Origin of the sequence: Streptococcus infantis (genome assembly GCF_015546995.1) — a bacterium.
Classification (GTDB): Bacteria; Bacillota; Bacilli; order Lactobacillales; family Streptococcaceae; genus Streptococcus; species Streptococcus infantis_J.
Map to the genome: position 1 here is coordinate 1 of NZ_JADMUH010000022.1, position 25296 is coordinate 25296.

The 25296-nt window shown below is 37.7% G+C and carries 24 protein-coding genes, 1 tRNA gene, 1 pseudogene and 1 riboswitch; of the genes and pseudogenes, 20 read left to right on the top strand and 6 right to left on the bottom strand.

From position 1 onward, the window contains the following. Window positions 1-157 precede the first annotated feature (157 nt). The 9 genes from dnaG to I1J71_RS07385 all read left to right on the top strand — a co-directional run bounded on the left by dnaG (window position 158) and on the right by I1J71_RS07385 (window position 7793). Window positions 158-1918 carry a DNA primase gene (gene dnaG, locus I1J71_RS07345; protein WP_229026684.1) on the top strand — a complete coding sequence of 587 codons (1761 nt, stop codon included), beginning with the start codon at window positions 158-160 and terminating at the stop codon, window positions 1916-1918. Window positions 1919-1920: 2 nt separating this feature from the next. Beyond that, entirely contained in the window at window positions 1921-3030 is a 1110-nt protein-coding gene (rpoD, locus tag I1J71_RS07350) for an RNA polymerase sigma factor RpoD (protein ID WP_004252673.1), read from the top strand. 16 nt (window positions 3031-3046) lie between these two features. Beyond that, window positions 3047-3376, top strand: a complete 330-nt coding sequence (locus I1J71_RS07355) for a metal-sulfur cluster assembly factor (protein WP_004252676.1) — start codon at window positions 3047-3049, stop codon at window positions 3374-3376. Between the two features lie 109 nt (window positions 3377-3485). Then, window positions 3486-4529, top strand: a complete 1044-nt coding sequence (locus tag I1J71_RS07360; protein ID WP_195184281.1) for a glycosyltransferase family 4 protein — start codon at window positions 3486-3488, stop codon at window positions 4527-4529. Window positions 4530-4537: 8 nt separating this feature from the next. Beyond that, the gene (locus I1J71_RS07365) at window positions 4538-5854 is read left to right on the top strand and encodes a glycosyltransferase family 4 protein (RefSeq protein WP_074324713.1); all 1317 of its coding nucleotides are present in this window, start codon (window positions 4538-4540) and stop codon (window positions 5852-5854) included. A gap of 26 nt (window positions 5855-5880) precedes the next feature. After that, window positions 5881-6072, top strand: a complete 192-nt coding sequence (locus tag I1J71_RS07370; protein WP_195184282.1) for a PspC domain-containing protein — start codon at window positions 5881-5883, stop codon at window positions 6070-6072. A 29-nt stretch (window positions 6073-6101) separates the two neighbouring features. Then, complete coding sequence (locus I1J71_RS07375) at window positions 6102-6236, top strand: DUF4044 domain-containing protein (protein WP_000863850.1); 135 nt, start codon at window positions 6102-6104, stop codon at window positions 6234-6236. Between the two features lie 75 nt (window positions 6237-6311). Next, window positions 6312-7622, top strand: coding sequence for a GTPase ObgE (gene obgE, locus I1J71_RS07380; protein ID WP_195184283.1), 1311 nt, complete (start codon window positions 6312-6314; stop codon window positions 7620-7622). 9 nt (window positions 7623-7631) lie between these two features. Then, window positions 7632-7793, top strand: coding sequence for a hypothetical protein (locus I1J71_RS07385; protein ID WP_195184284.1), 162 nt, complete (start codon window positions 7632-7634; stop codon window positions 7791-7793). 49 nt (window positions 7794-7842) lie between these two features. Here I1J71_RS07385 and I1J71_RS07390 read toward each other — a convergent pair whose 3' ends face one another. Next, window positions 7843-10122: a Xaa-Pro dipeptidyl-peptidase gene (locus I1J71_RS07390; RefSeq protein WP_195184285.1), complete on the bottom strand. Its 2280-nt coding sequence runs from the start codon at window positions 10120-10122 to the stop codon at window positions 7843-7845. Between the two features lie 170 nt (window positions 10123-10292). Between I1J71_RS07390 and mutY the strand changes: the two genes are divergently transcribed. From mutY to I1J71_RS07410, 4 genes are all read left to right on the top strand, one after another. Then, window positions 10293-11450 (top strand): A/G-specific adenine glycosylase, encoded by a 1158-nt coding sequence (gene mutY / locus I1J71_RS07395; protein WP_195184286.1) that lies wholly within the window; start codon window positions 10293-10295, stop codon window positions 11448-11450. A 68-nt stretch (window positions 11451-11518) separates the two neighbouring features. Then, window positions 11519-12223: a response regulator YycF gene (gene yycF, locus I1J71_RS07400; RefSeq protein ID WP_195184287.1), complete on the top strand. Its 705-nt coding sequence runs from the start codon at window positions 11519-11521 to the stop codon at window positions 12221-12223. Next, window positions 12216-13565, top strand: coding sequence for a cell wall metabolism sensor histidine kinase VicK (vicK, locus tag I1J71_RS07405; protein WP_195184288.1), 1350 nt, complete (start codon window positions 12216-12218; stop codon window positions 13563-13565). Before yycF ends, vicK begins: the two co-directional genes overlap by 8 nt. Before the next feature lies 1 nt (window position 13566). After that, window positions 13567-14376: an MBL fold metallo-hydrolase gene (locus I1J71_RS07410; protein ID WP_195184289.1), complete on the top strand. Its 810-nt coding sequence runs from the start codon at window positions 13567-13569 to the stop codon at window positions 14374-14376. Between the two features lie 34 nt (window positions 14377-14410). On the opposite strand, the gene I1J71_RS07415 is transcribed toward I1J71_RS07410, so the two are convergent. Together I1J71_RS07415 and I1J71_RS07420 are read right to left on the bottom strand one after the other, a co-directional pair. Further along, window positions 14411-14758 carry a thioredoxin gene (locus I1J71_RS07415; protein WP_195184290.1) on the bottom strand — a complete coding sequence of 116 codons (348 nt, stop codon included), beginning with the start codon at window positions 14756-14758 and terminating at the stop codon, window positions 14411-14413. A gap of 111 nt (window positions 14759-14869) precedes the next feature. Next, window positions 14870-16588, bottom strand: coding sequence for a phospho-sugar mutase (locus I1J71_RS07420; RefSeq protein WP_195184291.1), 1719 nt, complete (start codon window positions 16586-16588; stop codon window positions 14870-14872). Window positions 16589-16740: 152 nt separating this feature from the next. On the opposite strand from I1J71_RS07420, the gene I1J71_RS07425 reads away from it, so the two are divergent. Beyond that, window positions 16741-18642 (top strand): ABC-F family ATP-binding cassette domain-containing protein, encoded by a 1902-nt coding sequence (locus I1J71_RS07425; protein WP_195184292.1) that lies wholly within the window; start codon window positions 16741-16743, stop codon window positions 18640-18642. A gap of 42 nt (window positions 18643-18684) precedes the next feature. Here I1J71_RS07425 and I1J71_RS07430 read toward each other — a convergent pair. The 3 genes from I1J71_RS07430 to I1J71_RS07440 form a co-directional block, all read right to left on the bottom strand. Next, a tRNA-Arg gene (locus I1J71_RS07430) sits at window positions 18685-18756 on the bottom strand. Between the two features lie 107 nt (window positions 18757-18863). Continuing rightward, entirely contained in the window at window positions 18864-19241 is a 378-nt protein-coding gene (mscL, locus tag I1J71_RS07435; RefSeq protein WP_195184293.1) for a large conductance mechanosensitive channel protein MscL, read from the bottom strand. Between the two features lie 70 nt (window positions 19242-19311). Continuing rightward, window positions 19312-19746 carry a GtrA family protein gene (locus I1J71_RS07440; protein WP_049495169.1) on the bottom strand — a complete coding sequence of 145 codons (435 nt, stop codon included), beginning with the start codon at window positions 19744-19746 and terminating at the stop codon, window positions 19312-19314. Between the two features lie 28 nt (window positions 19747-19774). Next, window positions 19775-19872: riboswitch (PreQ1 riboswitch) on the top strand. On the opposite strand from I1J71_RS07440, the gene I1J71_RS07445 reads away from it, so the two are divergent. The 6 genes and pseudogenes from I1J71_RS07445 to I1J71_RS07475 all read left to right on the top strand — a co-directional run. After that, window positions 19870-20379 (top strand): QueT transporter family protein, encoded by a 510-nt coding sequence (locus I1J71_RS07445; RefSeq protein ID WP_004252705.1) that lies wholly within the window; start codon window positions 19870-19872, stop codon window positions 20377-20379. Its footprint overlaps the riboswitch before it by 3 nt. Before the next feature lie 600 nt (window positions 20380-20979). Next, window positions 20980-21618, top strand: coding sequence for a hypothetical protein (locus tag I1J71_RS07455; RefSeq protein ID WP_195184295.1), 639 nt, complete (start codon window positions 20980-20982; stop codon window positions 21616-21618). 70 nt (window positions 21619-21688) lie between these two features. Continuing rightward, window positions 21689-22486 (top strand): formate/nitrite transporter family protein, encoded by a 798-nt coding sequence (locus I1J71_RS07460; protein ID WP_195184296.1) that lies wholly within the window; start codon window positions 21689-21691, stop codon window positions 22484-22486. A gap of 255 nt (window positions 22487-22741) precedes the next feature. Then, window positions 22742-23539, top strand: a complete 798-nt coding sequence (locus tag I1J71_RS07465; protein ID WP_195184297.1) for a formate/nitrite transporter family protein — start codon at window positions 22742-22744, stop codon at window positions 23537-23539. Between the two features lie 80 nt (window positions 23540-23619). Beyond that, the gene (locus tag I1J71_RS07470) at window positions 23620-24891 is read left to right on the top strand and encodes a DUF2130 domain-containing protein (protein WP_195184298.1); all 1272 of its coding nucleotides are present in this window, start codon (window positions 23620-23622) and stop codon (window positions 24889-24891) included. After that, window positions 24891-25296, top strand: a pseudogene (locus I1J71_RS07475) (glutamyl-tRNA amidotransferase); the annotation flags it as partial. The gene I1J71_RS07470 and the pseudogene I1J71_RS07475, both read left to right, overlap by 1 nt.

Here is a 25296-nt window from a genome sequence, read left to right on the forward strand (position 1 = left end):
CAATTTTAAGTAAATGTGTAATTTCCTAAAATTTTACTTTCGAAAATGCCTATTTTCTATGAAATAGAAGCATGTAAAAGGTATGAAATGGTTTACTTTTTTTCAGAAATAAAGTATACTATATAAAGTAAACTGTGATAAAATGGAGGTATTGTCTATGGTTGACAAGAGAGTCATCGAAGAAATCAAAAACAATACCAATATTGTCGAAATCATAGGAGAAGTGATTTCTTTACAAAAATCTGGACGGAACTTTTTGGGGCTCTGTCCTTTTCATGGTGAAAAGACCCCTTCCTTTAACGTGGTCGAAGATAAGCAATTTTACCACTGTTTTGGTTGTGGTCGTTCTGGAGACGTCTTTAAGTTTATAGAAGAGTATCAACAAGTAACTTTTGCGGATGCGGTAAGGATGTTGGGCGAACGTCTCGGAATGCACCTTGAAGCTCCTGTACATAACCCTGTCCCACACACGTCACCCTATCAAAATCTCTACGATATGCATGACAAGGCTGCACGCTTTTATCATGCAATCCTCATGACGACTAAAATGGGTGAGGAGGCGAGAAACTATCTCTATAAACGTGGCTTGACTGATGATGTCATTAAACACTTTATGATTGGTCTAGCTCCAGCAGAACGCTCTTATCTTTATCAGCGTTTAGCAGACGATTATAGTGAGAAGGACTTGCTGGATTCAGGTCTATTTTATCTATCTGAGAGTAACCAATTTTTTGATACTTTCCATAACCGGATTATATTTCCACTCTCAAACGACCAAGGAAAGGTAATTGCTTTCTCTGGACGGATTTGGCAAGAGACAGATTCTCAAACTGCCAAGTATAAAAATAGTCGAGCAACGGCGATTTTTAACAAGAGTTACGAATTATATCATTTGGATAGAGTAAAAAAAGGCTCAGGTAAAGCTCCTGAAATTTATCTGATGGAAGGCTTTATGGATGTTATTGCAGCCTACCGTGCTGGTATTGAAAATGCAGTAGCTTCCATGGGAACGGCCTTGACAGCTGAGCACGTCGAACATCTCAAACGCTTTACAAAAAAAGTGATTATCACTTATGACGGTGATAAGGCAGGACAAGCTGCAACTGCTAAAGCTTTGGACGAGCTTAAAGATCTACCTGTACAAGTTGTCCAGATTCCTGATGCAATGGATCCTGACGAGTATTTACAAAAGAATTCTCCAGAGGATTTGGCTTATCTTTTATCCAATACTCGAATCAGTCCGATTGAGTTTTATATCCATCATTACAAACCTAGTAATAGTGAAAATCTCCAAGCACAGATTGAGTTCATTGAGAAAATTGCACCTCTTATCGTCAAAGAACCTTCTATCACAGCCCAGAACACCTATATTCATTTGTTGACGGATCATTTACCATCTTTTGATTATCAACAAGTTGAGCACATCATCAACGAAAGTCGTGTCAGACAAAGACAAGAAAAAGTGCAGCAGGTTGTTAATCCGACACCAATTACTATGTCGGTTTCTAAACAATTGACGGCAGTCATGAGAGCTGAAGCACATATTCTTTATCGTATGATGGAGCACCCCCTTGTGTTGAATGATTATCGTTTGAGAGATGATTTTGTATTTGAAACTCCAGAGTTTCAGACCTTGTATGTACTCTTGATTGATAATGGTTCGATTTCTTCCGAAGACTTGGCAAATCAGACTAGAGAAGTGGAAAATGCTTGGTACCAGGTGTTAGCTTTGGATCTACCTTCTGAGATGTCTCCAGAAGAACTAAAGGAAGTAGAGGAGTCTCGTAATCGTGCTCTTTTGAATCAACAAAACTTGCAAATTAAAAAGAAAGTTCAGGAAGCTAGTCATGTAGGCGACACAGATGCTGCTTTAGAAGAGCTTGAACGCTTAATTGCCCAAAAAAGAAGAATGGAGTAAGAATGGCAAAAAAACAAAAAGAAGTAACAACTTTTGATGTCCAAGTTGCAGAATTTATTCGTAACCATAAGAAAACTGGTACTGCGACAGATGATGAAATTAACAATGTCCTTGTAATTCCTTTTGCTCTTGATGTAGAAGGTATTGAGAACCTTTTGCAACGGATTCAAGATGCAGGTATTGCAATCACTGATAACGAAGGAAATCCGAGTGAACGTGTCTTAAGTACAGAGGAAGAACCAGAACTTAGTGATGAAGATTTAATTGGTTCAACATCTGCCAAAGTCAATGACCCAGTTCGTATGTACTTGAAGGAAATCGGTGTCGTACCTCTTCTTACTAACGAAGAAGAAAAAGAATTAGCTCTTGCCGTTGAAGCAGGAGATGTTGAAGCGAAACAACGTCTAGCAGAGGCTAACCTTCGTTTGGTAGTTTCTATCGCGAAACGCTATGTTGGACGCGGTATGCAATTCCTAGATTTGATCCAAGAAGGAAATATGGGATTGATGAAGGCAGTTGATAAGTTTGACTACTCTAAAGGATTCAAATTCTCAACTTATGCAACTTGGTGGATTCGTCAGGCCATTACGCGTGCCATTGCTGACCAAGCTCGTACCATTCGTATTCCAGTTCACATGGTTGAAACAATCAACAAACTTGTTCGTGAGCAACGTAACCTTCTTCAAGAGTTGGGACAAGATCCTACTCCTGAGCAAATTGCTGAACGTATGGATATGACACCTGACAAGGTTCGTGAAATCTTGAAAATTGCTCAAGAGCCAGTTTCTCTTGAAACACCTATTGGTGAAGAGGACGATAGTCATCTTGGTGACTTTATCGAAGATGAAGTGATTGAAAATCCAGTAGACTACACCACTCGTATCGTCTTGCGTGAGCAGTTAGATGAAGTGCTAGACACCTTGACTGACCGTGAAGAAAATGTTCTTCGTCTACGTTTCGGTCTTGATGATGGTAAAATGCGTACTCTAGAAGATGTTGGTAAAGTCTTCAACGTTACTCGTGAGCGTATTCGTCAGATTGAGGCAAAAGCATTGAGAAAACTTCGCCAGCCTAGTCGTAGTAAACCACTTCGTGACTTTATCGAAGATTAAAATTGGAGGATTACACATGGCTTATACAGAAGAGCAAATTGAAACTATCAAAACGAAAATCTTATCTGCATTAGAAGAAGTTATCGACCCAGAGTTAGGAATCGATATCGTCAACCTAGGTCTGATTTATGAGATTCGATTTGATGGTGATACCGGTGATACTGAGATTGATATGACCTTAACGACTATGGGTTGTCCATTAGCAGATCTCTTGACCGATCAAATTTATGATGCTATGACAGATGTACCAGAGGTTACTAACGTTGAAGTGAAATTAGTTTGGTATCCAGCTTGGACGGTTGAAAAAATGAGTCGCTATGCACGTATCGCTTTAGGTATTAAATAGAATGACATAAAAAAAGAAATAGTATAAGTGTTAGGAAATTCCCTAGCTTTTATGCCATCTCTTTTTTAATTTGCTGATTTTCTTTCAATAAAATGATATAATGGATAGTATGGAAAAAGAGAAATTACGCATCAACATGCTAAGTTCGAGTGAAAAGGTGGCAGGACAAGGAGTTTCTGGAGCTTACCGTGAACTTGTGCAACTTTTGAAACGTGATGCGAAAGACCAACTAATTGTAACGGAAAATCTTCCTGTAGAAGCTGATGTTACTCATTTTCATACAATCGACCTTCCTTATTATCTGTCAACTTTTCAAATGAAGCGTTCGGGTCGTAGGATTGGTTATGTCCACTTCTTGCCTGACACCCTAGAGGGCAGTTTGAAAATTCCGTTCTTCTTAAAAGGGATTGTTAAGCGCTATGTGTTTTCTTTTTATGACCGTATGGAACACTTGGTTGTGGTTAATCCTACTTTTATTGAAGATTTGGTTGCAGCTGGTATTCCTCGTGAAAAGGTGACCTATATCCCTAACTTTGTTAACAAAGAAAAATGGCACCCACTTTCTGCAGAAAAGGTAAGTCAACTTCGACAAGATATGGGGTTGAGTGAAAATCAATTTGTAGTAGTAGGAGCTGGGCAGGTTCAGAAGCGTAAGGGAATCGATGATTTCATTACTCTTGCTGAGGGGCTACCGGACATCACCTTTATTTGGGCGGGAGGCTTCTCATTTGGTGGGATTACAGATGGTTATGAACGCTATAAAAAAATCATGGATAATCCTCCAGAAAATCTGATTTTCCCTGGAATTGTTGAGCCAGAACGGATGAAAGAACTGTATGCTTTGGCAGATTTGTTCTTACTTCCTAGCTATAATGAGCTCTTTCCGATGACTATTCTAGAAGCTGCGAGTTGTGAAGCTCCCATTATGCTTCGGGACTTAGATCTTTATAAGGTGATTCTAGAAGGCAATTACAGACCAACCACCGATGTGGAAGAGATGAAACAAGCTATTATGGAATATAGAGAGCATCCAGAAGCTTTGAAAGAGTTAAAAGAAAAGGCCAAGGCTATTTCAAGAAAATACTCAGAGGAGCATCTCCTTGAAATATGGCTAAAATTCTATCGGGAGCAAGCGGCTTTAGGAAAAAAATGAGGTAGTATATGCGAATTGGATTATTTACAGATACTTATTTCCCACAGGTTTCGGGTGTTGCAACCAGTATTCGGACCTTAAAAACAGAGCTTGAAAAGCAAGGGCATGCAGTCTTTATCTTCACGACAACCGATAAGGATGTCAATCGTTATGAAGACTGGCAAATTATTCGTATTCCTAGTGTTCCTTTTTTTGCCTTTAAAGACCGACGTTTCGCTTACCGTGGATTTACGAAAGCTCTTGAGATTGCTAAACAATACAAACTCGATATTATTCATACCCAGACTGAGTTTTCTCTTGGTTTATTGGGAATTTGGATTGCTCGAGAACTGAAAATTCCAGTCATTCATACATATCATACCCAGTACGAGGATTATGTTCACTATATTGCTAAGGGGATGTTGATTCGTCCAAGTATGGTCAAATATCTTGTTCGAGGTTTTTTGCATGATGTTGATGGGGTTATTTGCCCGAGTGAAATTGTGCGCGACCTTTTATCTGACTATAAGGTAAAAGTTGAAAAGCGTGTCATTCCTACTGGAATTGAACTTGCCAAATTTGAACGCCCTGAGATTGGTCCTGAACACATTAGTGACTTACGGGATAAACTAGGGATCCAACAAGATGAAAAGATGCTTCTAAGTCTTTCTCGAGTTTCTTACGAGAAGAATATTCAAGCAGTTCTTACAGCTTTACCAGATGTCCTAAAAGAAGAACCAAATGTTAAACTTGTTGTAGCTGGAGATGGACCTTATTTAGACAACCTTAAGGAGCAAGCAGAAGATTTAAAAATTCAAGATTCTGTTATCTTTACAGGTATGATTCCGCCAAATGAGACGGCACTCTATTATAAGGCAGCTGATTTCTTCATATCGGCTTCTACAAGTGAGACTCAGGGATTGACTTATCTGGAGAGTTTAGCTAGTGAGACACCTGTTATTGCCCATGGTAATCCTTATTTGGATAATCTCATCAATGATAAAATGTTCGGAACCCTTTATTATGAGGAAAGGGACTTGGCAGGAGCGATTCTCGAGGCTTTACTCGCTACACCGTCAATGGATGAAAAACACTTGGCTGAAAAATTATATGAAATTTCAGCGGAAAACTTTGGTAGAAGAGTCCATGAATTTTATCTAGACGTCATTATTTCAAATAATTTTGCCAAAGAAACAGAGGCTGACGAACCTGTTACAAAACGTATTTTAAAGACAGTCTTCTATATTCCGCAACAGGCTGTTACTATGCCAGTTAAAGGTTCGAAGCGAATGCTTAAGGCATCTAGAAAACAATTAAGAAATTTAAGAAAATACTTGAATGATTAAATTCTTTCGATGAAAGGAAAAAAACGATGAAAAAGAAATTGATGAGAAGTGGTAGAGATCAAAAACTTGGTGGAGTCTGCGCAGGAGTAGCACATTATTTTGATATTGACCCTACAATTGTTCGTGTTATTTGGGGAGTTTTAGCTTTCTGTTATGGGGCAGGACTTATTGCTTACTTGATCTTGTGGGCAATCGCTCCTGTATCTGATGAGTATTAATATTAGAGTATTAGAGTAAAGGAGAAAACATGGCATTCGGTGATAATGGTAAACGTAAAAAAACATTCTTTGAAAAACTTACAATGTTTGTCGTATTAATCATGTTGTTTGTTACTTTAGCCGGTATTTTTGCGACTGCAATTGGTGTATTTAGTAGATTCTAAATTGCTAGTTGTAGGATTTATTTCAAATAGTTGGTGACTGGGATTTCCCATCCCTTTTTAAAGTGAGAAAAGAATATGAGTATGTTTTTAGATACAGCCAAGATTAAAGTAAAGGCTGGTAATGGTGGCGATGGCATGGTTGCCTTTCGTCGTGAAAAATATGTCCCTAACGGAGGACCTTGGGGCGGTGATGGAGGACGTGGAGGTAACGTTGTTTTCGTTGTAGACGAAGGTTTACGTACCCTTATGGACTTCCGTTACAATCGTCATTTCAAGGCCCAATCAGGTGAAAAAGGGATGACAAAAGGAATGCATGGCCGAGGGGCAGAAGACTTGATTGTTCGTGTACCTCAAGGGACAACCGTACGTGATGCGGAGACTGGGAAAGTTCTCACTGATTTGATAGAGAACGGACAAGAGTTCATCGTGGCTCACGGTGGTCGTGGTGGTCGAGGAAATATCCGTTTTGCAACACCTAAAAATCCCGCGCCAGAAATCTCAGAAAATGGAGAACCTGGTCAAGAACGTGAATTACAGTTAGAACTTAAAATCCTTGCGGATGTTGGTTTGGTTGGATTCCCATCTGTAGGTAAATCAACACTCCTTAGCGTGATTACCTCTGCTAAGCCAAAAATTGGTGCCTACCACTTTACAACAATCGTTCCTAATCTTGGTATGGTACGTACTCAATCAGGTGAGTCCTTTGCAGTAGCAGACCTTCCTGGATTGATTGAAGGTGCTAGTCAAGGTGTTGGTCTAGGTACTCAGTTCTTGCGTCATATCGAGCGTACTCGCGTTATTCTTCATATCATTGACATGTCAGCTAGTGAAGGACGTAATCCTTACGAGGACTATCTAGCAATCAATAAGGAACTTGAATCTTATAATCTTCGTCTTATGGAGCGTCCACAGATTATTGTTGCCAATAAAATGGATATGCCTGAGAGTCAAGAAAACCTTGAAGAGTTCAAGAAAAAATTGGCTGCTAATTATGATGAATTTGAAGAATTACCACCAATCTTCCCAATTTCAGGTTTGACTAAGCAAGGTCTTGCACCTTTATTAGATGCAACGGCTGAGCTTCTTGATAAAACACCAGAATTCCTTCTATATGATGAGTCAGAGATGGAAGAAGAGGCTTACTATGGCTTCGATGAGGAAGAAAAACCATTTGAGATTGGTCGTGACGATGATGCAACTTGGGTTCTTTCAGGTGAAAAACTCATGAAACTCTTTAATATGACTAACTTTGACCGTGATGAGTCTGTTATGAAATTTGCGCGTCAGTTGCGTGGTATGGGAGTTGATGAAGCTCTTCGTGCTCGTGGAGCTAAGGACGGCGACCTTGTCCGTATTGGAAAATTTGAGTTTGAGTTTGTAGACTAGGAGATAGCTATGGGTGATAAACCAATATCTTTCCGAGATGCTGATGGAAATTTTGTTTCTGCTGCAGACGTCTGGAATGAAAAGAAATTAGAAGAACTTTTTAATCGCCTCAATCCAAATAGAGCTTTGAGACTGGCTAGAACTAAAAAACAAGCCGAAGAAAAAAAATAAGAATAAAAGAACCCGTGATATTTTTATCACGGGTTTTCTGGTTTCCTAACTATTTTTGATCTGGGATTTCCAGACTAGATTGCGCAAGGTCTACAGTTAATCGATAGTCAGTATTGTCACGTATAGTAATCTCAAAGTCAGTAGTATAAAGAACGAGACGGATTGTATCGTCTTTTCTTAGTTTATAAATAGTTGGCTGTAATTCAAATTGGAATTTCATCCATTCATCTGGTTTAACTTCTTCAATTTTCAATAAATCATGACGATTTTGAAGATTGAGATAGCCTTTGGTGATAACACGTTGGGCATTTGGGCTAAATGGTAGCTCGCAAAGGTTTTCCAGCATATGGTAACGACCATTATCAATAGTACGAGCAGCCAAGACTCCAGGATAAGGTTGAAGGTATTTCTTTTGACCAAGTTCGAGAAGTTGAGCAGAGAGAAGACCTTTATTGGTACTTGACTTGAGACGAAGGTTTAGTTTAACACGACCATTGATATGAAGATCTTCAGTCACTGGAAAATCAATGGTAATCTGATTCACCTTACCTTGATACAATTCATTATTAAAGGTTTGGTAAGTCTTTCCAAATCGTTCGAAGTCAGAATCTTGGTAGTGATTTTGAATGGCAGCTTCTTCAGTACCTAAAGAGAAAGTTTTATGTTCAGTTTGATTTCCAAAATCTTCAAGTGACATCCAGGTTTGAGGAGCAGTATTGTCTTGCCAAACGACTCTTGGAAGTTGGTAGTCAGTGTTTTGACCCAATAATTTCTGTGTCAAAAGGGCATTCATAGATTCACGGAAATCAATAGACTGCCAGTTGTTCATATAAACATGGGCGCCGTTATGGTAAAAGAGGTGTTTATTAATATGACTTGGAAGAGCATTGAACATTTGATAGACGTGAAGTGGTTTTACATTCCAGTCTTGCGAACCGTGGGTAAAGACAACTTCAGCCTTAACCTTTTTAGCATTAAGAAGGTAGTTTCTGTCATGCCAAAATTGGTTATAATCTCCAGTTTTACGGTCTAGATTTTTCTTGAGTTCTTCTATGGAAGCTTTATGAGCCTTGTTTCCGCGAATAAAGTCACCAGCTAAGAGATTACGAGAATAAGTTAATTCATCTAATGAATCGAAGTCCTCTCCAGGATAGCCGCCTGGGCTTGTCACAAGACCATTTTCACGGTAATAGTTGTACCATGATGAGATACCTGCTTCAGCAATAATGACTTCTAAACCATCAACTCCTGTAGTAGCAAGACCATTAGACATTGTTCCTAGGTAAGAAAGACCAGTAGTTGCCACTTTACCATTTGACCAATTAGCTTTTACTTGACGTTTACGACTATGATCCGTAAAGGCACGACAACGACCATTTAGCCAATCGATAACATTCTTATAAGCTTCAACTTGACGGTAATCTCCGTTGGTCATCTGACCTTGAGAATCCTTGGTACCAAGACCGGATACATAGATATTGGCAAATCCTCTTGGAAGGAAGTAGTCGTTAAGTGTGTAACTGCTATTGATATGAGTGAGTTTTTCTTCAGCTTCAGAAACAAGTTCAGCATCCCCAACAGGTTCAACCAAGTTCAGGGTTGGATTTTCTAACGTAATTTCATGTGGTTCCTTGACTTCTAGTTCGGCTTCCATCTTATAGAGAGCCTTATCGCTTGCTTTGTCATTGGTTCCTTGATGGTATGGACTTGCTGTTATGACTGCTGGAATCTTTCCATTGTATGTTGGACGAATGATATTTACCTTGATGAGGTCAGGTAGACCATCTTTATCAGAATCAACACGAGTCTCTACATACACTACTTCACGAATGACATTGTTAGTATTGAAGGTTGCCAAACTCTTGCCATTGAAGTAGTGATAGTTATTGTCCTCAGGAATAAGACCATCACTAACTAACTGATCGATAAGGGTGTTCCCTTTTTTAGTGCGTGTATTTAAAAGCTGGTAGAAATTGTCGATTAAATCTCCGTAAACGATCGGAAACGCTGTTTCTTTGTGAAAAGCAAGAGCATCTTCAAAGTCTACTAAGTAACTGAATCCAAGCAATTGAAAGGCAACAGTGTAGAAAATTTCTGCTGTCAATTCACGATCTGAATTAAAGAAAGTAAGCAAATCAGTTTCTTTATCAACTGCTAAAGTAGTGAGGGGATAATCCGTATTTGTGTAATTAAAAAAACAAGTCCTAACAAAAGCTTCAAACTGTTCTTTATGTGAAACTGAAAGATCAAGCTTGAATCCAAGCTCAGATAATTCCTGTAAAGCTTGTTGGGGTGTAACGGGATAATAACTAAATTGATTAAAACGCATGGATATCTCCTTTAAAGATTCATTCAAAAGTCATTATATCAAAAAATCATAGAAAATAACAGAAAGAGTAGAGATATGACTTATAGTCAGGTATGATAAGAGAGTAGATAACAAAATAAGGACAATTTTCATTTTTTGAGTATCGTATAAGGATATGCTATACTAGATATATGTTAGATTTGGAGAAATATGGCGTATCTATGTGGGAAGAGGAGAAAATTCTCTCTTTCCGTCAAAAACTTTTAGCCTGGTATGATGAAAATAAGCGGGACTTACCTTGGAGAAGAAGTAAAAATCCATACCATATCTGGGTATCTGAAATCATGTTACAGCAAACCAGAGTTGATACAGTTATTCCCTATTATGAACGTTTTTTAGAAAGCTTTCCAACTGTAGAAAGTTTGGCAAATGCACCTGAAGAACGCTTATTAAAGGCATGGGAAGGTCTTGGATATTATTCGCGTGTTCGCAATATGCAAGCAGCCGCTCAACAGATTATGAATGAATTTAATGGAGAATTTCCTTCAACTTACGAAGGTATTTCAAGCTTGAAAGGGATAGGTCCCTATACTGCTGGAGCTATTTCAAGTATTGCCTTTAATCTACCACAACCAGCAGTTGATGGGAATGTCATGCGTGTTTTGGCTCGTTTATTTGAAGTCAATCACGACATTGGTAATCCAAGTAATCGCAAGATATTTCAAGCTATGATGGAAATTTTGATTGATCCAGAACGTCCAGGTGATTTCAATCAAGCCTTGATGGATTTGGGTTCAGATATTGAGGCACCCGTTAATCCGAGGCCAGAAGATAGTCCAGTTAAAGATTTTAGTGCTGCCTATCAAAATGGAACAATGGATCGCTATCCCATTAAAGCGCCAAAGAAAAAGCCGGTTCCCGTCTATCTTAATGCTTTAGTTGTTCAAAATGCTAAAGGACAGTTTTTACTAGAAAAGAATGAAAGTGAAAAGTTACTTGCTGGATTTTGGCATTTTCCCTTGATTGAGGTAGATGAATTTTCTAAGAATGAAGAACTAAATCTCTTTAATCAGGTAGCTGAACCATCTGTTCAACTTGGGCCATCACCGCAAGACAGTTTTGAGCAGGATTATGATTTAGAAGTTGAGTGGCAGGATACTCATTTTGAAGAAGTGAAACATGTCTTTAGCCATCGAAAGTGGCATGTACGAATTCTATCGGGGCAGGTAGTTGATAGTAAAGAGTATAGCGACAAAGAAGTTGTTTGGTTAACTCCTGAAGAGTTTGACCTCTATCCACTAGCAAAACCTCAGCAAAAAATTTGGCAAGAGTATTCAAAAAGATGCTGACAACACTAGTCTTTCGTGTCTTCTTTGCATTTTTTTGGTATAATTGATACAAGGAAAAAGGTGACTATATGAAAAAAATATTGATTGTAGATGATGAAAAACCAATCTCAGATATTATTAAGTTTAATATGACCAAGGAAGGTTATGAGGTTGTTACAGCCTTTAATGGACGCGAAGCCATCGAATTGTTTGAAGCTGAGAAACCAGATATTATTATTTTGGACTTGATGCTTCCAGAAATTGATGGTCTTGAAGTGGCTAAAACAATTCGCAAGACAAGTAGTGTTCCAATTATCATGCTTTCAGCAAAAGATAGTGAGTTTGATAAGGTTATTGGTCTTGAGCTTGGGGCGGATGATTATGTTACCAAGCCATTTTCAAACCGTGAACTACAAGCGCGTGTGAAGGCTCTTCTTCGTCGTACTGATTTAATAGCAGTGGATAACCAAGAAGAAGATACAAAGTTACAAAGTCTTCAAATTGGGGATTTAGAGATTCTTCCAGATGCATATGTAGCCAAAAAATATGGAGAAGAATTGGACTTAACTCACAGAGAGTTTGAGTTGTTGCATCACTTAGCTTCTCATCTTGGTCAAGTTATTACCCGTGAACATCTCCTTGAGACTGTTTGGGGTTATGATTATTTTGGTGATGTTCGTACTGTCGATGTTACCATTAGACGTCTACGTGAGAAGATTGAAGACACACCAAGTAGACCTGAATATATCTTAACTCGTCGTGGTGTTGGATATTACATGAGAAATAATGATTGAAGTAATTAGACAAACAATTTTAACCAGAGATTTCGTCTTTGTACTCATATTACTTGGTTTTATCATGCTTGTGAGCTTTCTCTTGCTTGAAGGCCGTAGAGATAATATTCGACTCAAACAGTTAAATCAAAAGATTAAAGATTTAATTGCTGGTGATTATTCTCAGGTATTAGATATGCAGGGGAATACTGAAATCACTAACATTACGAATAACTTAAATGATTTGTCTGAAGTTATTCGTCTAACTCAAGAAAACCTTGAGCAGGAAAGTAAAAGATTGCATAGTATCCTATCATACATGACTGATGGGGTTCTTGCAACCAATCGTCGTGGTCAAATCACTATGATTAACGATATGGCTAAAAGACAACTTGGAGTTGAAAGTGATGACGCGCTCAATCAAAACATTTTAGAGTTGCTCAAGATTGAAGATGAGTACGAGCTTAGAGACTTAATTACGCAAAGTCCTGAAATGATGATTTATTCCCAAAATGTAAATGGGGAGTATATTAGTTTGCGTGTGCGTTTTGCCTTGATTCGTAGAGAATCCGGCTTTATCTCTGGTTTGGTAGCAGTTCTACATGATACGACTGAACAAGAGAAGGAAGAACGCGAGAGAAGACTATTCGTTTCAAACGTTAGTCATGAATTGCGAACTCCATTGACCAGTGTCAAATCTTACCTAGAGGCCTTGGATGAGGGTGCATTATATGAACCTGTTGCTCCTGATTTTATCAAAGTATCTCTAAATGAGACCAACCGTATGATGCGAATGGTAACGGACCTCTTGCATCTTTCGCGTATTGATAATGCAAGTGGCCATTTAGATGTTGAATTGATTAACTTTACAGCTTTCATTACGTTTATCCTAAACCGTTTCGATAAGATGCGATCCCAGGATCAAGAAAAGAAATATGAGTTGGTTCGAGATTATCCGATTACATCGGTCTGGATTGAAATTGATACAGACAAGATGACTCAGGTAATCGATAATATTCTTAACAATGCCATCAAGTATTCGCCTGATGGTGGGAAAATTACGGTTAGCATGAAAACCACTGATGATCAGATGATTTTATCTATTTCGGATCAAGGACTTGGAATTCCTAAAGAAGATTTACCGAAGATTTTTGACCGTTTCTACAGGGTTGATAAGGCTAGAAGTCGTGCCCAAGGTGGGACTGGTTTAGGTCTTGCGATAGCAAAAGAAATCATCAAGCAACACAATGGATTTATCTGGGCCAAGAGTGAATATGGCAAGGGTTCTACCTTTACCATTGTTCTTCCTTATGATAATGATGCTGTAAAAGAAGAAGTATGGGAGGATGAAGTAGAAGACTAGAATGAGTGAAACAGGCTTTAAATATAGTATTTTAGCATCGGGTTCTAGTGGGAATTCCTTTTATCTAGAAACCCCTAAGAAAAAGATTTTAGTAGACGCAGGATTATCTGGCAAAAAAATTACAAGCTTATTGGGGGAAATTAACCGTAAGCCAGAAGATTTGGATGCTATTTTGATTACGCATGAGCATGCTGACCATATACATGGTGTTGGAGTATTAGCGCGTAAATACGGCATGGATCTTTACGCCAATGATAAAACCTGGCAAGCTATGGAAAATAGTAAGTATCTAGGTAAAGTTGATTCTTCACAAAAGCATATCTTTGAAATGGGGAAAACTAAAACATTTGGAGATATCGACATTGAGAGTTTTGGAGTTAGTCATGATGCTGCAGCTCCCCAGTTTTATCGTTTTATGAAGGACGATAAGAGTTTCGTCATGCTGACTGATACAGGTTATGTCAGTGATCGTATGGTTGGTATCGTTGAAAATGCAGATGGCTATCTGATTGAGTCTAATCATGATGTGGAAATTTTGCGAGCTGGTTCCTATGCTTGGCGACTCAAACAACGGATTCTATCCGATCTTGGTCACCTCTCAAACGAGGATGGAGCAGATGCTATGATCCGAACACTTGGAAACCGAACCAAAAAGATTTACTTAGGACATTTATCTAAGGAGAATAATATCAAAGAGTTGGCTCATATGACTATGGTTAATCAGCTTGCCCAAGCAGACTTGGGAGTGGGAGTTGATTTTCAAGTTTACGATACGTCTCCAGACACTGCAACTCCACTAACTGATATATAAAAAAAGAAGGCCTCGCCTTCTTTTTTTATGGTTTTTACAATCCAGCGAAATCTTTGATTTCTTGAGCTGACATAGAAGAATCACAACGGACTTTAATCTCTCCATTTTCAACATGAACAAAACCTGGTACAGTTGGGATTTCATAGCGTGAACGGAAATCTTGTAAAGCTTCAAGTTGACTTGGTTCTTCACTATTGATGAAATAGATGTGTGCTTTGGTTTCAGCTACCACACCAGCCAATGTGCCAGCAAATTTACGGCAGTAAGGACAAGTTTTGCGGCCGATAAAGAATGTAGCAGTTTCTTTTTTATCAAGAGCTTCTTGGGCACGCGCAACAGTTGTAACTTCAAGATCTTTAATGTTTTCTAAAAATTGTTCCATGAGATTACCTCGCTTTTTTTGATAAGTCTAGTATGCCATAAAGTTTCCAAAAATGCTTAGATTTGATACGAAAAAAAGATGAGATTGATTTGTCTCATCTTTTATAGGGCTTTATTTTACAAAGGCATTGATTTCTGCTTCGATGTTAGTAATCTTAGCTTGTGATTCTTCGTTAGTTTCACTTACAACTGCAATGTAGAACTTGATTTTTGGTTCTGTACCAGAAGGACGAACTGCAATCCATGAACCATCTGCAAGTGTGTATTTCAATACATCACTTGGAGGAGTAGTCAAAGCAGTAACAGTGCCATCTGTAGCAGTAGATGTTTGTGCTTTGAAATCTTCAATAACTGAGATAGCTGTTCCGTTCCACTCTTTTGGTGCGTTGTTGCGGAATTTAGCCATAATAGCTTTAATTTGTTCAGCTCCGTCAACACCTGAAAGAGTTACAGAAATAGTCTTTTCAGCATAGTAGCCGTATTCTTTATAGATTTCTTCAATACCATCTGCAAGAGTCAAACCACGAGAACGGTAGTAGGCAGCAAGCTCAGCAACGACAAGAACGGCTTGGATAGCATCTTTATCACGCACAAATGGTTTAATCAAGTAACCGAAGCTTTCTTCAAATCCCATCATGTAAGTGTGATTGTGTTTTTCTTCGAATTCTTGGATTTTTTCAGCGATAAATTTGAAACCAGTTAAAACATTAAACATGGTTGCGCCGTAGCTTTCAGTAATCTTAGTAACCAAGTCAGTTGAAACAATAGACTTGCAGAGAGCTGCGTTTTCTGGAAGAGTTCCAGCATTCTTGTGGGCTTCCAAGATGTACTTAGCCATGATAGCACCGATTTGGTTACCTGAAAGGTTGAGGTAGCTACCATCTTTTTGAAGAACTTCAACACCAACACGGTCAGCATCAGGGTCAGTCGCAACAAGAACATCTGCCCCAACTTGGCGTCCAAGTTCTTCAGCAAGAGCAAAGGCTGCTTGATTTTCTGGGTTTGGAGATTTCACAGTAGAGAAGTCTGGATCTGGTGTTGCTTGAGCTTCAACGACTTGAACTGAATCAAATCCTGCTTGCGCAAGAGCACGGCGAGCCAACATTTCACCAGTACCATGAAGTGGAGTATAGACAATCTTCATGTCTTTACCGAATTCTTCAATCAAGGCTGGGTTGATGTTTACATCTTTAACTTCTTTGAGGTATTCTGCATCGACTGCTTCACCAATAACTTCGATTAAACCTGAAGCTTTTTCAGCTTCCACATCAGCAACTTCAACTGCAAATGGATTTTCAATAGCACGAATATAAGTTGTCAAAGCGTCTGCATCGTGTGGAGGCATTTGACCACCATCTTCACCATAAACTTTGTATCCGTTAAATGGAGCTGGGTTGTGGCTAGCAGTAATCATGATACCTGCAAAGCAGTTGAGGTGACGAACGGCAAATGAAAGTTCTGGAGTTGGACGGAGACTTTCAAAAACATATGATTTAATCCCGTGTTTAGCAAGAACTGCTGCAGACTCAAAGGCAAATTCTGGAGAGAAGTGACGACTATCATAAGCGATGGCAACACCACGTGCTTTTTCATTTCCACCTTTTGATTCAATCAATCGAGCCAAACCTTCAGTTGCTTGACGAACAACGTAGATATTAATGCGGTTTGTACCAGCACCAATCAAACCACGCATACCAGCAGTACCGAATTCAAGATTTGTGTAAAAGGCATCTTCCTTTGTTTTTTCATCCATGCTTTCCAAATCTTGGCGAAGATAGTCTGGAAGATCTGCGAAATCAACCCATTTTTGGTAGTTTTCTTGGTAAGTCATAAGATATCTCCTTTAATATATAATCTAATCGCCTTCATTATACCACGATTTAAAGTTTTAGTAAAACGTTAGCATAAGTTTCTGAAAAAGTTATGAAATATACCCAAACCACAAGTCTTGAACGGCTTACCGAAACATGCTATACTAACTGTATGATTATTTTACAAGCTAATAAAATCGAACGTTCTTTTGCAGGCGATGTTCTATTTGAAAATATAAATCTACAAGTAGATGAAAGAGATCGTATTGCTCTCGTTGGGAAAAATGGAGCAGGTAAGTCGACGCTATTAAAGATATTAGTCGGGGAAGAAGAGCCAACTTCTGGTGAAATTAACAAGAAAAAAGATATTTCCCTTTCTTACTTAGCACAGGATAGTCGATTTGAATCCGAAAATACTATCTATGACGAGATGCTTCACGTCTTTGACGACTTACGTACTACTGAAAGACAACTTCGCCAAATGGAACTGGAGATGGGTGAAAAGACAGGCGCAGATCTCGATAAGCTCATGTCAGACTACGATCGTCTATCTGAAGAATTCCGTCAGGCTGGAGGATTTACCTATGAAGCTGATATTCGCTCTATCTTAAATGGTTTCAAGTTTGACGAGTCTATGTGGCAGATGAAAATTGCTGAGCTTTCTGGTGGTCAAAATACTAGATTAGCACTGGCAAAAATGCTTCTTGAAAAGCCAAATCTCTTGGTTTTGGATGAGCCGACCAACCACCTGGATATTGAAACCATTGCCTGGTTAGAAAACTATCTGGTTAATTACAGTGGTGCCTTGATAATTGTTAGTCACGACCGTTATTTCCTCGATAAGGTAGCAACCATAACGCTCGACTTAACCAAACATTCTTTAGATAGATACGTAGGAAACTACTCAAGCTTTGTGGAGCAGAAAGAGCAGAAATTACTGACTGAAGCTAAGAACTACGAAAAGCAACAGAAGGAAATTGCTGCTTTAGAAGACTTTGTTAACCGAAATCTCGTTCGAGCATCGACAACCAAACGTGCTCAATCTCGTCGTAAACAACTGGAAAAGATGGAGCGTTTGGATAAGCCTGAAGCAAGAAGTAAATCAGCCAATATGACCTTTCACTCTGATAAAACTTCTGGTAATATTGTGCTGACAGTTGAGAATGCTGCCATTGGATATGATGGAGAAATATTATCAGAACCCATCAACCTTGATCTTCGTAAGATGAATGCCGTAGCAGTTGTAGGTCCGAATGGGATTGGAAAGACAACGTTTATCAAGTCTATTGTTGATCAGATTCCTTTTATCAAGGGTGAGAAGCGTTTTGGTGCCAATGTCGAAGTTGGTTATTATGACCAGACTCAAAGTAAGCTAACGCCCATCAATACAGTGCTAGATGAGCTTTGGAATGATTTCAAATTAACCCCTGAACTTGAAATACGTAATCGTCTAGGTGCCTTCCTATTCTCAGGGGACGATGTTAAGAAATCGGTTGGGATGCTGTCAGGAGGAGAGAAAGCTCGCTTACTACTGGCTAAACTTTCCATGGAAAACAACAACTTCTTGATTCTCGATGAGCCTACCAATCACTTAGATATCGATAGCAAGGAAGTTTTAGAAAATGCCCTGATTGACTTTGATGGAACTTTGCTCTTTGTCAGCCACGACCGTTATTTTATTAACCGTGTGGCTACTCATATTTTAGAATTGTCTGAAAATGGTTCTACCCTCTATTTGGGTGATTATGACTATTACGTTGAGAAAAAAACAGAGCTGGCAGCTAGTCAAGAGGAAAAAGCGGCAGCTTATAGCCAAGAAAAAGAGATTTCTCCAGTTAATGACTACCAAGCTCAAAAGGAAAATCAAAAAGAACTTCGTAAGTTGATGAGACAAATTGAAAGTCTTGAGGCAGAAATCGAAGAACTGGAAACTCAGTCCCAAGTCATTTCTGAACAAATGCATACTACCAATGATGCGGATGAACTCATGCAATTGCAAGCAGAACTAGATAAGATTAGTCAGCGCCAGGAAGAAGCTATGCTAGAGTGGGAAGAATTGTCAGAAAAAATTTAAAAATAAAAAGCAACAGGTTTGTTGCTTTTTCGTTTAAATCTATCCACCCTGAGGGAATCGAACCCCCATCTCAAGAACCGGAATCTTACGTGATATCCATTACACTAAGGGTGGAAACTCTCATCATTATATCAAAAATAGGAGTTTTACTCAAGACTAAAACCAATGTAAAAAGAGGAAGAAAAAAAAGATTTAGACAATATCTAAATCCTTTTACGTTTTTAGTTTTTTTCAAGAAGTGCTTTGATTTCTTGAAGAACTTCCAATTCAGTTGGACCAGCTGGAGCTGCTTCAACTTCTTCTTTCTTACGAAGGTTTTGAGCTTTCTCAATTCCTTTAACTACAAAGAAAAGAACAGTACCAACTACTATGAAGTTGATGATAGCGCTCAAGAAGTTACCGTAAGCAACACCGTTCCATGAAAGTTCAGCAATGCGGTCAACTTTCGCAGCTTTCAAAGCTGGGTTCAATAGTAGTGGAGTGATGATATCGTTAACGAATGAAGTTACGATAGCACCAAAAGCAGTAGCAATGATCACACCGACAGCAAGGTCTACGACGTTACCGCGGAGCAAAAATTCTTTAAGATCCTTTAACATAATCTTTTTCCTTTCGAAATTTTTCAGTCTAAATTATATCGTAAATCTATGTTGAATGCAAGAAAAGCGCTCATTTATTTTTAAAAACAAAAAGCTTGCTAAATAGGTAATTTAAAACAACAATTGTAACTTGAGCAAACCCTATTTCAATTGTGTTGATTATATTAATATCATCACCTACAAATTGACCAATAATATGAGGAAATTCAGTAACAAAGATAAAGGTTAATACCATATCAAGTAAGAAGGTAAAAAGTCTAGCTCCTGAGAATTTGATAAGACGTCTAAACCAATTTGCTCGTTTTTGTTTAAAAACAATAGTGTCATTCGTGAAGAAAGCGAATAGAATACCTGTTATATTACCTAGAGCAGTAGCTGTTAATTCTTGCTGTGTCAAGTAAAAAATAATCATGCGAGTCCCTACAGAAACAATTGTAGTAGCAACGCCGAAAAATAAATAAGACAAAATTTCATTATCGAAGAATTTTTTAATGTATCTTTTCATAAGATTAGTATAGCATAAAGCCTTTAAATGTGCTATACTAATAAAGTTGACTTGTTCAACCCTTGGTGCTTAGCTTCTTTCACCAAGCATATTAGACGCGGGATAGCCGCTAAAGGAGAAAATATGAAAAAACTTACTGTCCGTGATTTGGCAGATATTGCCATTGTCGCAGCTATTTATGTGGTGTTGACAATCACACCACCACTCAATGCCATCAGTTATGGCGCCTATCAGTTCCGCATTTCTGAAATGATGAACTTCCTAGCTTTTTACAATCCTAAGTACATTATCGGTGTTACTCTTGGATGTATGATTGCCAACTTCTTCAGTTTCGGACTCATTGATGTCGCTGTAGGTGGAGGCTCAACTCTTGTCTTCCTTAGCTTAGGAGTTTGGTTGTTCAGTAAATATAGTAAAGACTATCTTTTTAATGGATTGATTCGTAAAGATCATTTCTTCTTTTCAATTCTATTTTCAATTTCAATGATTACCATTGCTGCTGAATTAAACATCGTAGCAGAAGCACCTTTCTTCTTTACTTGGTTCACGACTGGTATCGGAGAGTTCGCTTCACTAATTGTCGGAGCAATTATCATTGGTAAAATTGGTCAACGTATTGATTTGACTAGATAAAGATATCACATCAACCATTCATAAAAAGGGCTGAACTTTGTTCAGTCTTTTTCTTTGTCCATAAAACTAGTAGTTCAATAAAAGTGATATAATAAAGAAAAAAGGGATTATTTTAATATGTATAGTTATCGTATTTCAGTTTTTGAAGTCCTTTGGAAAAATCAAGTCATTAGATTTTTGTTAATTTTTTTAGCACTATTTTATTTCTATCTTTTTTTCCAAAGAGTTAAGACATCTTTAAAAAGTCGTGGGAGTATGTTGGATCCTTTTCATATTGCAAAGGGAAGATTATACATTCACACGATTATTCTTTTTAGAAAAAGGATTGTTCCTCTAGCTGAAATTAAACAGATTGATATTGATTACGTTCGAGGGAGAAGAATGAATGGGGACAGGTATCATCTGTACTTTACAAGGAAAGATGGAAAATCTTTTACTTTTCATTTTGGAAAAAGCAAAAGAAACGAGGAGTTATTGAAAAATCTTGCCAATGTGGCCAAGAAGTGCCATATTAAAATCTATTATTATTATTAAGAGTCGATTGCTAAAATTGGATTGTTGTCACTTGTGACAGTTGTCAAAGCTGGGAGAGTAGCTAATATGAATCAACTACAAGTAATAAGTGAAGATAATCAACTGAGAAACTTATTGATGAAAGAATGCGATATTCTCTTTTATGACCAGTTGAAAGAGGTTGAATTTTCTCAGAACAATGAAGTTTATTCTCTATCGCCCATAGCCTTTGCTAAAGATGGTAGTGGGGGAGAATATGTAATTCTTGAGGATGAGAGTATCGGGTTTATAGGGAGTGAAGGCCAAGTTGGTCGAGTAGCAGAAAGCCTTGATGACTTGCTTACCTTCTTACTCCATGCTGGTTCTATCACTGATTTTTCTTGTCGTTTACTCTATCAAAACAAGGATTTGTTGGTGAAATTCTGTCAAGGATTTCTCAATAAAGCACGAGAAAACTACCAGTCCAAAGGCGAAGAGTGGGATAAAGTGAGAGCTGGACTTGCACAAGAGTTGGGACTCGAATTTCAGCCAGAGAAACTGCAAGAGTTAGCGTTCAATTTTTATCATTCAGCGATAAGAACCCCTCTATTCACTTGTAAATATGGTCATGGTGAGAATGAATATATCTGCGATTCTGTTTTATCAGATATTATCGGCTTGTGGCTTTCAGAGCTGGTAGGATTGACTGCAGAAGAAATTGAAGCTTTTGCTAACATTCAAATGTAAAGAACAAGAATTTATTCCACTTAAAGTATTTTATGTTATAATGTTAACAGAGATATTTTAAGGAGTTTTTATGAGTTCTTCAGAGTTTATTTCGAAGATAGATTATTATTGTCATAAGAAAGAAAGTCTTTTTGATCAGAGTAAGTTTAAATATGCTATACGTTCAATGTTTGCAGGTGCCTTTTTAACCTTTAGCACCGCTGCAGGTGCGATTGGTGCAGATTTAATGAACACCATTGTACCAACTTCAGGATATTTTCTATTTCCATTCGTATTTGCCTGGGGTCTTGTCTATATCGTTTTTTTGAATGCCGAATTAGTAACATCTAATATGATGTATTTAACTGCCGGAAGTTTTTTAAAGAAAATTTCCTGGAAAAAAACGATGCTGATTCTGCTTTACTGTACGCTATTTAATCTTATTGGAGCTTTGATTTCTGGATGGTTCTTTGCGAATTCTTCAGCATTTTCACATCTGACCCATGATAGTTTTTTACCAAAACTTGTAGCTAAGAAGTTGGCTCGTCCAAGCGAATTGGTTTTACTTGAAGGTATTCTTGCCAATGTGTTTGTTAATATCGCTATTTTGTCTTCAATCTTAGTCAAGGATGCGTCTGCAAAACTTTGGATTATATTGTCAGCAATTTCTATGTTTGTATTTTTATCAAACGAGCATATTGCTGCAAATTTTGCATCATTTAGTATTGTTAAATTTAGCATTGTTGCTAATGAAGTTCAGCATTTCGAAATCGCAAATATTCTCCGTCATTGGGGTGTCACTTTTGTTGCTAACTTAATAGGTGGTGGTTTCTTGATTGGATTACCATATGCCTTTTTAAATAAAAATGAAGAGACTTATGTAGACTAAAAATTATCAATTGAAGTGGGGAGAAATGCTAGGTTTCTCTCTTTTTATTTTAGTAAAAATTATATTAATTATAATAAATAGCTCTAGAAGTTCAGGAATTGTTTTCAGAGATATTTGAAGTGTAAAACCTTAAAACTAAAAGAGTGTAAACGATTCCGATATTTTTAAAAATTATTAGTGATTGATTTAGGAAAGCCTTCCCATTATATCGATTTTATGTTATAATATTCACAAATAAAAGTTTTAGGAGTTTATATGGTCTCATCAGAATTTATTTCAAAAATCGAATTTGCATGTAAGAAAAAGGAAAGTCTTTACAGTCAAAGTAAATTCAAATATGCAATTCGTTCAATGTTTGCAGGTGCTTTCCTTACCTTCAGTACAGCAGCAGGAGCTGTAGGTGCTGATTTGATCAATAAGATTGCACCAGGTAGTGGACGCTTCCTTTTCCCGTTTGTTTTTGCTTGGGGACTAGCTTATATTGTCTTCTTAAATGCTGAGTTGGTAACTTCAAACATGATGTTCTTAACAGCGGGTAGTTTTTTGAAAAAAATTAGCTGGAGAAAAACAGCTGAAATTCTTCTATATTGTACTTTCTTTAACTTAATTGGAGCGCTTATCGCTGGTTGGGGATTTGCTCATTCAGCAGCTTACGCTAATCTAACACATGATAGCTTTATTTCTGGAGTTGTAGAAATGAAGTTGGGACGCTCTAATGAACTAGTTTTACTTGAAGGTATTCTAGCAAATATCTTTGTAAACATCGCCATTCTTTCATTTGTTTTAGTTAAGGATGGTGGAGCAAAACTTTGGTTGGTTCTATCAGCCATTTACATGTTTGTATTCTTAACAAATGAGCACATCGCCGCAAACTTTGCTTCATTTGCGATTGTGAAGTTCAGTGTTGCTGCTGATTCAATCGCGAACTTTGGTATTGGAAATATTCTTCGTCACTGGGGGGTAACCTTTATTGGTAACTTTATCGGCGGTGGTCTACTGATGGGATTGCCTTATGCCTTCTTAAACAAGAACGAAGATACATACGTAGATTAAAAGTTGGATTGATTCCAACTTTTTCTTTTTGTTTTTCCATGCTATAATGAATGTAGTAATGTTAAATACAGAGGAAAATCATGAACGAAATTAAATGTCCAAATTGTGGGGAAGTTTTTACAGTTAATGAAAGCCAATATGCAGAGCTGATTTCTCAAGTTCGAACTGTAGAGTTTGATAAGGAATTGCATGAACGTATGAAGCAAGAGCTGGCCTTGGCTGAGCAAAAGGCCTTGAATGAACAACAGACAAAACTCGCTCAAAAGGATCAAGAAATTGCCCAGCTACAAAGCCAAATCCAAAATTTCGAAACTGAAAAAGAATTGGCTAAGAAGGAAGTAGAGCAAAGTGCTAGCCAAAGTCTGTTAGAAAAAGAAAAAGAGGTCCAAGCTCTTGAGAATCAATTAGCTACCTTACGCTTAGAGCATGAAAATCAACTACAAAAAACTCTTTCTGATCTTGAAAAAGAACGCGATCAGGTCAAAAATCAGCTCCTTTTACAAGAAAAAGAAAACGAGCTTTCTCTGACTTCAGTTAGACAAAACTATGAAGCCCAACTGAAGGCAGCTAATGAGCAAGTTGAGTTTTACAAGAATTTCAAGGCACAACAATCTACAAAAGCTATCGGTGAAAGTTTGGAACACTATGCAGAAAGTGAGTTCAACAAGGTTCGTAGTTTTGCCTTCCCAAATGCTTACTTTGAAAAGGACAATAAAGTCTCAGCTCGTGGTTCTAAAGGGGACTTTATCTTCCGTGATTTTGATGAAAATGGGCTAGAATTCATTTCCATCATGTTTGAGATGAAAAATGAAGCTGATGGTACTGAGAAAAAGCATAAGAATGCTGATTTCTACAAAGAGTTGGATAAGGATCGTCGTGAGAAGAACTGTGAGTATGCAGTTTTGGTAAGTATGCTTGAGGCTGATAATGACTACTTCAATACTGGAATTGTGGATGTTAGTCATGAGTATGAGAAGATGTATGTAGTGCGTCCTCAGTTCTTTATCCAACTGATTGGGCTCTTGCGTAATGCGGCTCTTAACTCTCTAAAATATAAGCAGGAGTTGGCGCTTATACGTGAGCAAAACATTGATATCACTCATTTTGAGGAAGATTTGGAAGCTTTCAAGGTAGCCTTTGCCAAAAACTACAATTCAGCTTCTGTTAACTTCGGTAAAGCCATTGATGAAATTGACAAGGCCATCAAACGCATGGAAGAAGTCAAGAAATTCCTAACCACATCCGAAAATCAACTCCGCCTAGCTAATAATAAGTTGGATGATGTATCAGTCAAAAAATTGACCCGTAAAAATCCAACAATGAAGGCTAAGTTTGATGCCTTGAAGGGGTAATGACCTTGACTATAAAAAGAACTCTAAAATTTACAGATGTCTATATTGCCTATTTACCATTAGTTGTTTTTTTACTCAATTTCTTATACGGCTTTTTGAACTTAGAAGGCTCAACAGTTTCTAACGAAAGTTCCAGATATGGCTTGTTTTTTGGTGTAGTTGGCCTTATTCCAACTATTTTTGGCTATGCTTTTAGCTTTCTAGCCAATCTTATTGTAGGTATAACTTATGTAATAAAAGCAAAAAATCAAACGAAGTGTTTGATAGCATTCCTGTTGATTGGAAATGTTTTTTTAGCAACTTTTCTAATGTTTTTGCTAAGATTTAAAATGATCGTTTCCTTTGACTTTATAAAAGATCTGGATCTTTGGAGTTTTGTTTTTTTATTATTTTTATTTCCGGATA

Excerpts from the sequence above, each read along its gene's own strand:
- dnaG (WP_229026684.1), top strand. The coding sequence starts at position 158 with ATGGTTGACAAGAGAGTCATCGAAGAAATCAAAAACAATACCAATATT.
- rpoD (WP_004252673.1), top strand. The coding sequence starts at position 1,921 with ATGGCAAAAAAACAAAAAGAAGTAACAACTTTTGATGTCCAAGTTGCA.
- I1J71_RS07355 (WP_004252676.1), top strand. The coding sequence starts at position 3,047 with ATGGCTTATACAGAAGAGCAAATTGAAACTATCAAAACGAAAATCTTA.
- I1J71_RS07360 (WP_195184281.1), top strand. The coding sequence starts at position 3,486 with ATGGAAAAAGAGAAATTACGCATCAACATGCTAAGTTCGAGTGAAAAG.
- I1J71_RS07365 (WP_074324713.1), top strand. The coding sequence starts at position 4,538 with ATGCGAATTGGATTATTTACAGATACTTATTTCCCACAGGTTTCGGGT.
- I1J71_RS07370 (WP_195184282.1), top strand. The coding sequence starts at position 5,881 with ATGAAAAAGAAATTGATGAGAAGTGGTAGAGATCAAAAACTTGGTGGA.
- I1J71_RS07375 (WP_000863850.1), top strand. The coding sequence starts at position 6,102 with ATGGCATTCGGTGATAATGGTAAACGTAAAAAAACATTCTTTGAAAAA.
- obgE (WP_195184283.1), top strand. The coding sequence starts at position 6,312 with ATGAGTATGTTTTTAGATACAGCCAAGATTAAAGTAAAGGCTGGTAAT.
- I1J71_RS07385 (WP_195184284.1), top strand. The coding sequence starts at position 7,632 with ATGGGTGATAAACCAATATCTTTCCGAGATGCTGATGGAAATTTTGTT.
- I1J71_RS07390 (WP_195184285.1), bottom strand. The coding sequence starts at position 10,122 with ATGCGTTTTAATCAATTTAGTTATTATCCCGTTACACCCCAACAAGCT.
- mutY (WP_195184286.1), top strand. The coding sequence starts at position 10,293 with ATGTTAGATTTGGAGAAATATGGCGTATCTATGTGGGAAGAGGAGAAA.
- yycF (WP_195184287.1), top strand. The coding sequence starts at position 11,519 with ATGAAAAAAATATTGATTGTAGATGATGAAAAACCAATCTCAGATATT.
- vicK (WP_195184288.1), top strand. The coding sequence starts at position 12,216 with ATGATTGAAGTAATTAGACAAACAATTTTAACCAGAGATTTCGTCTTT.
- I1J71_RS07410 (WP_195184289.1), top strand. The coding sequence starts at position 13,567 with ATGAGTGAAACAGGCTTTAAATATAGTATTTTAGCATCGGGTTCTAGT.
- I1J71_RS07415 (WP_195184290.1), bottom strand. The coding sequence starts at position 14,758 with ATGGAACAATTTTTAGAAAACATTAAAGATCTTGAAGTTACAACTGTT.
- I1J71_RS07420 (WP_195184291.1), bottom strand. The coding sequence starts at position 16,588 with ATGACTTACCAAGAAAACTACCAAAAATGGGTTGATTTCGCAGATCTT.
- I1J71_RS07425 (WP_195184292.1), top strand. The coding sequence starts at position 16,741 with ATGATTATTTTACAAGCTAATAAAATCGAACGTTCTTTTGCAGGCGAT.
- mscL (WP_195184293.1), bottom strand. The coding sequence starts at position 19,241 with ATGTTAAAGGATCTTAAAGAATTTTTGCTCCGCGGTAACGTCGTAGAC.
- I1J71_RS07440 (WP_049495169.1), bottom strand. The coding sequence starts at position 19,746 with ATGAAAAGATACATTAAAAAATTCTTCGATAATGAAATTTTGTCTTAT.
- I1J71_RS07445 (WP_004252705.1), top strand. The coding sequence starts at position 19,870 with ATGAAAAAACTTACTGTCCGTGATTTGGCAGATATTGCCATTGTCGCA.
- I1J71_RS07455 (WP_195184295.1), top strand. The coding sequence starts at position 20,980 with ATGAATCAACTACAAGTAATAAGTGAAGATAATCAACTGAGAAACTTA.
- I1J71_RS07460 (WP_195184296.1), top strand. The coding sequence starts at position 21,689 with ATGAGTTCTTCAGAGTTTATTTCGAAGATAGATTATTATTGTCATAAG.
- I1J71_RS07465 (WP_195184297.1), top strand. The coding sequence starts at position 22,742 with ATGGTCTCATCAGAATTTATTTCAAAAATCGAATTTGCATGTAAGAAA.
- I1J71_RS07470 (WP_195184298.1), top strand. The coding sequence starts at position 23,620 with ATGAACGAAATTAAATGTCCAAATTGTGGGGAAGTTTTTACAGTTAAT.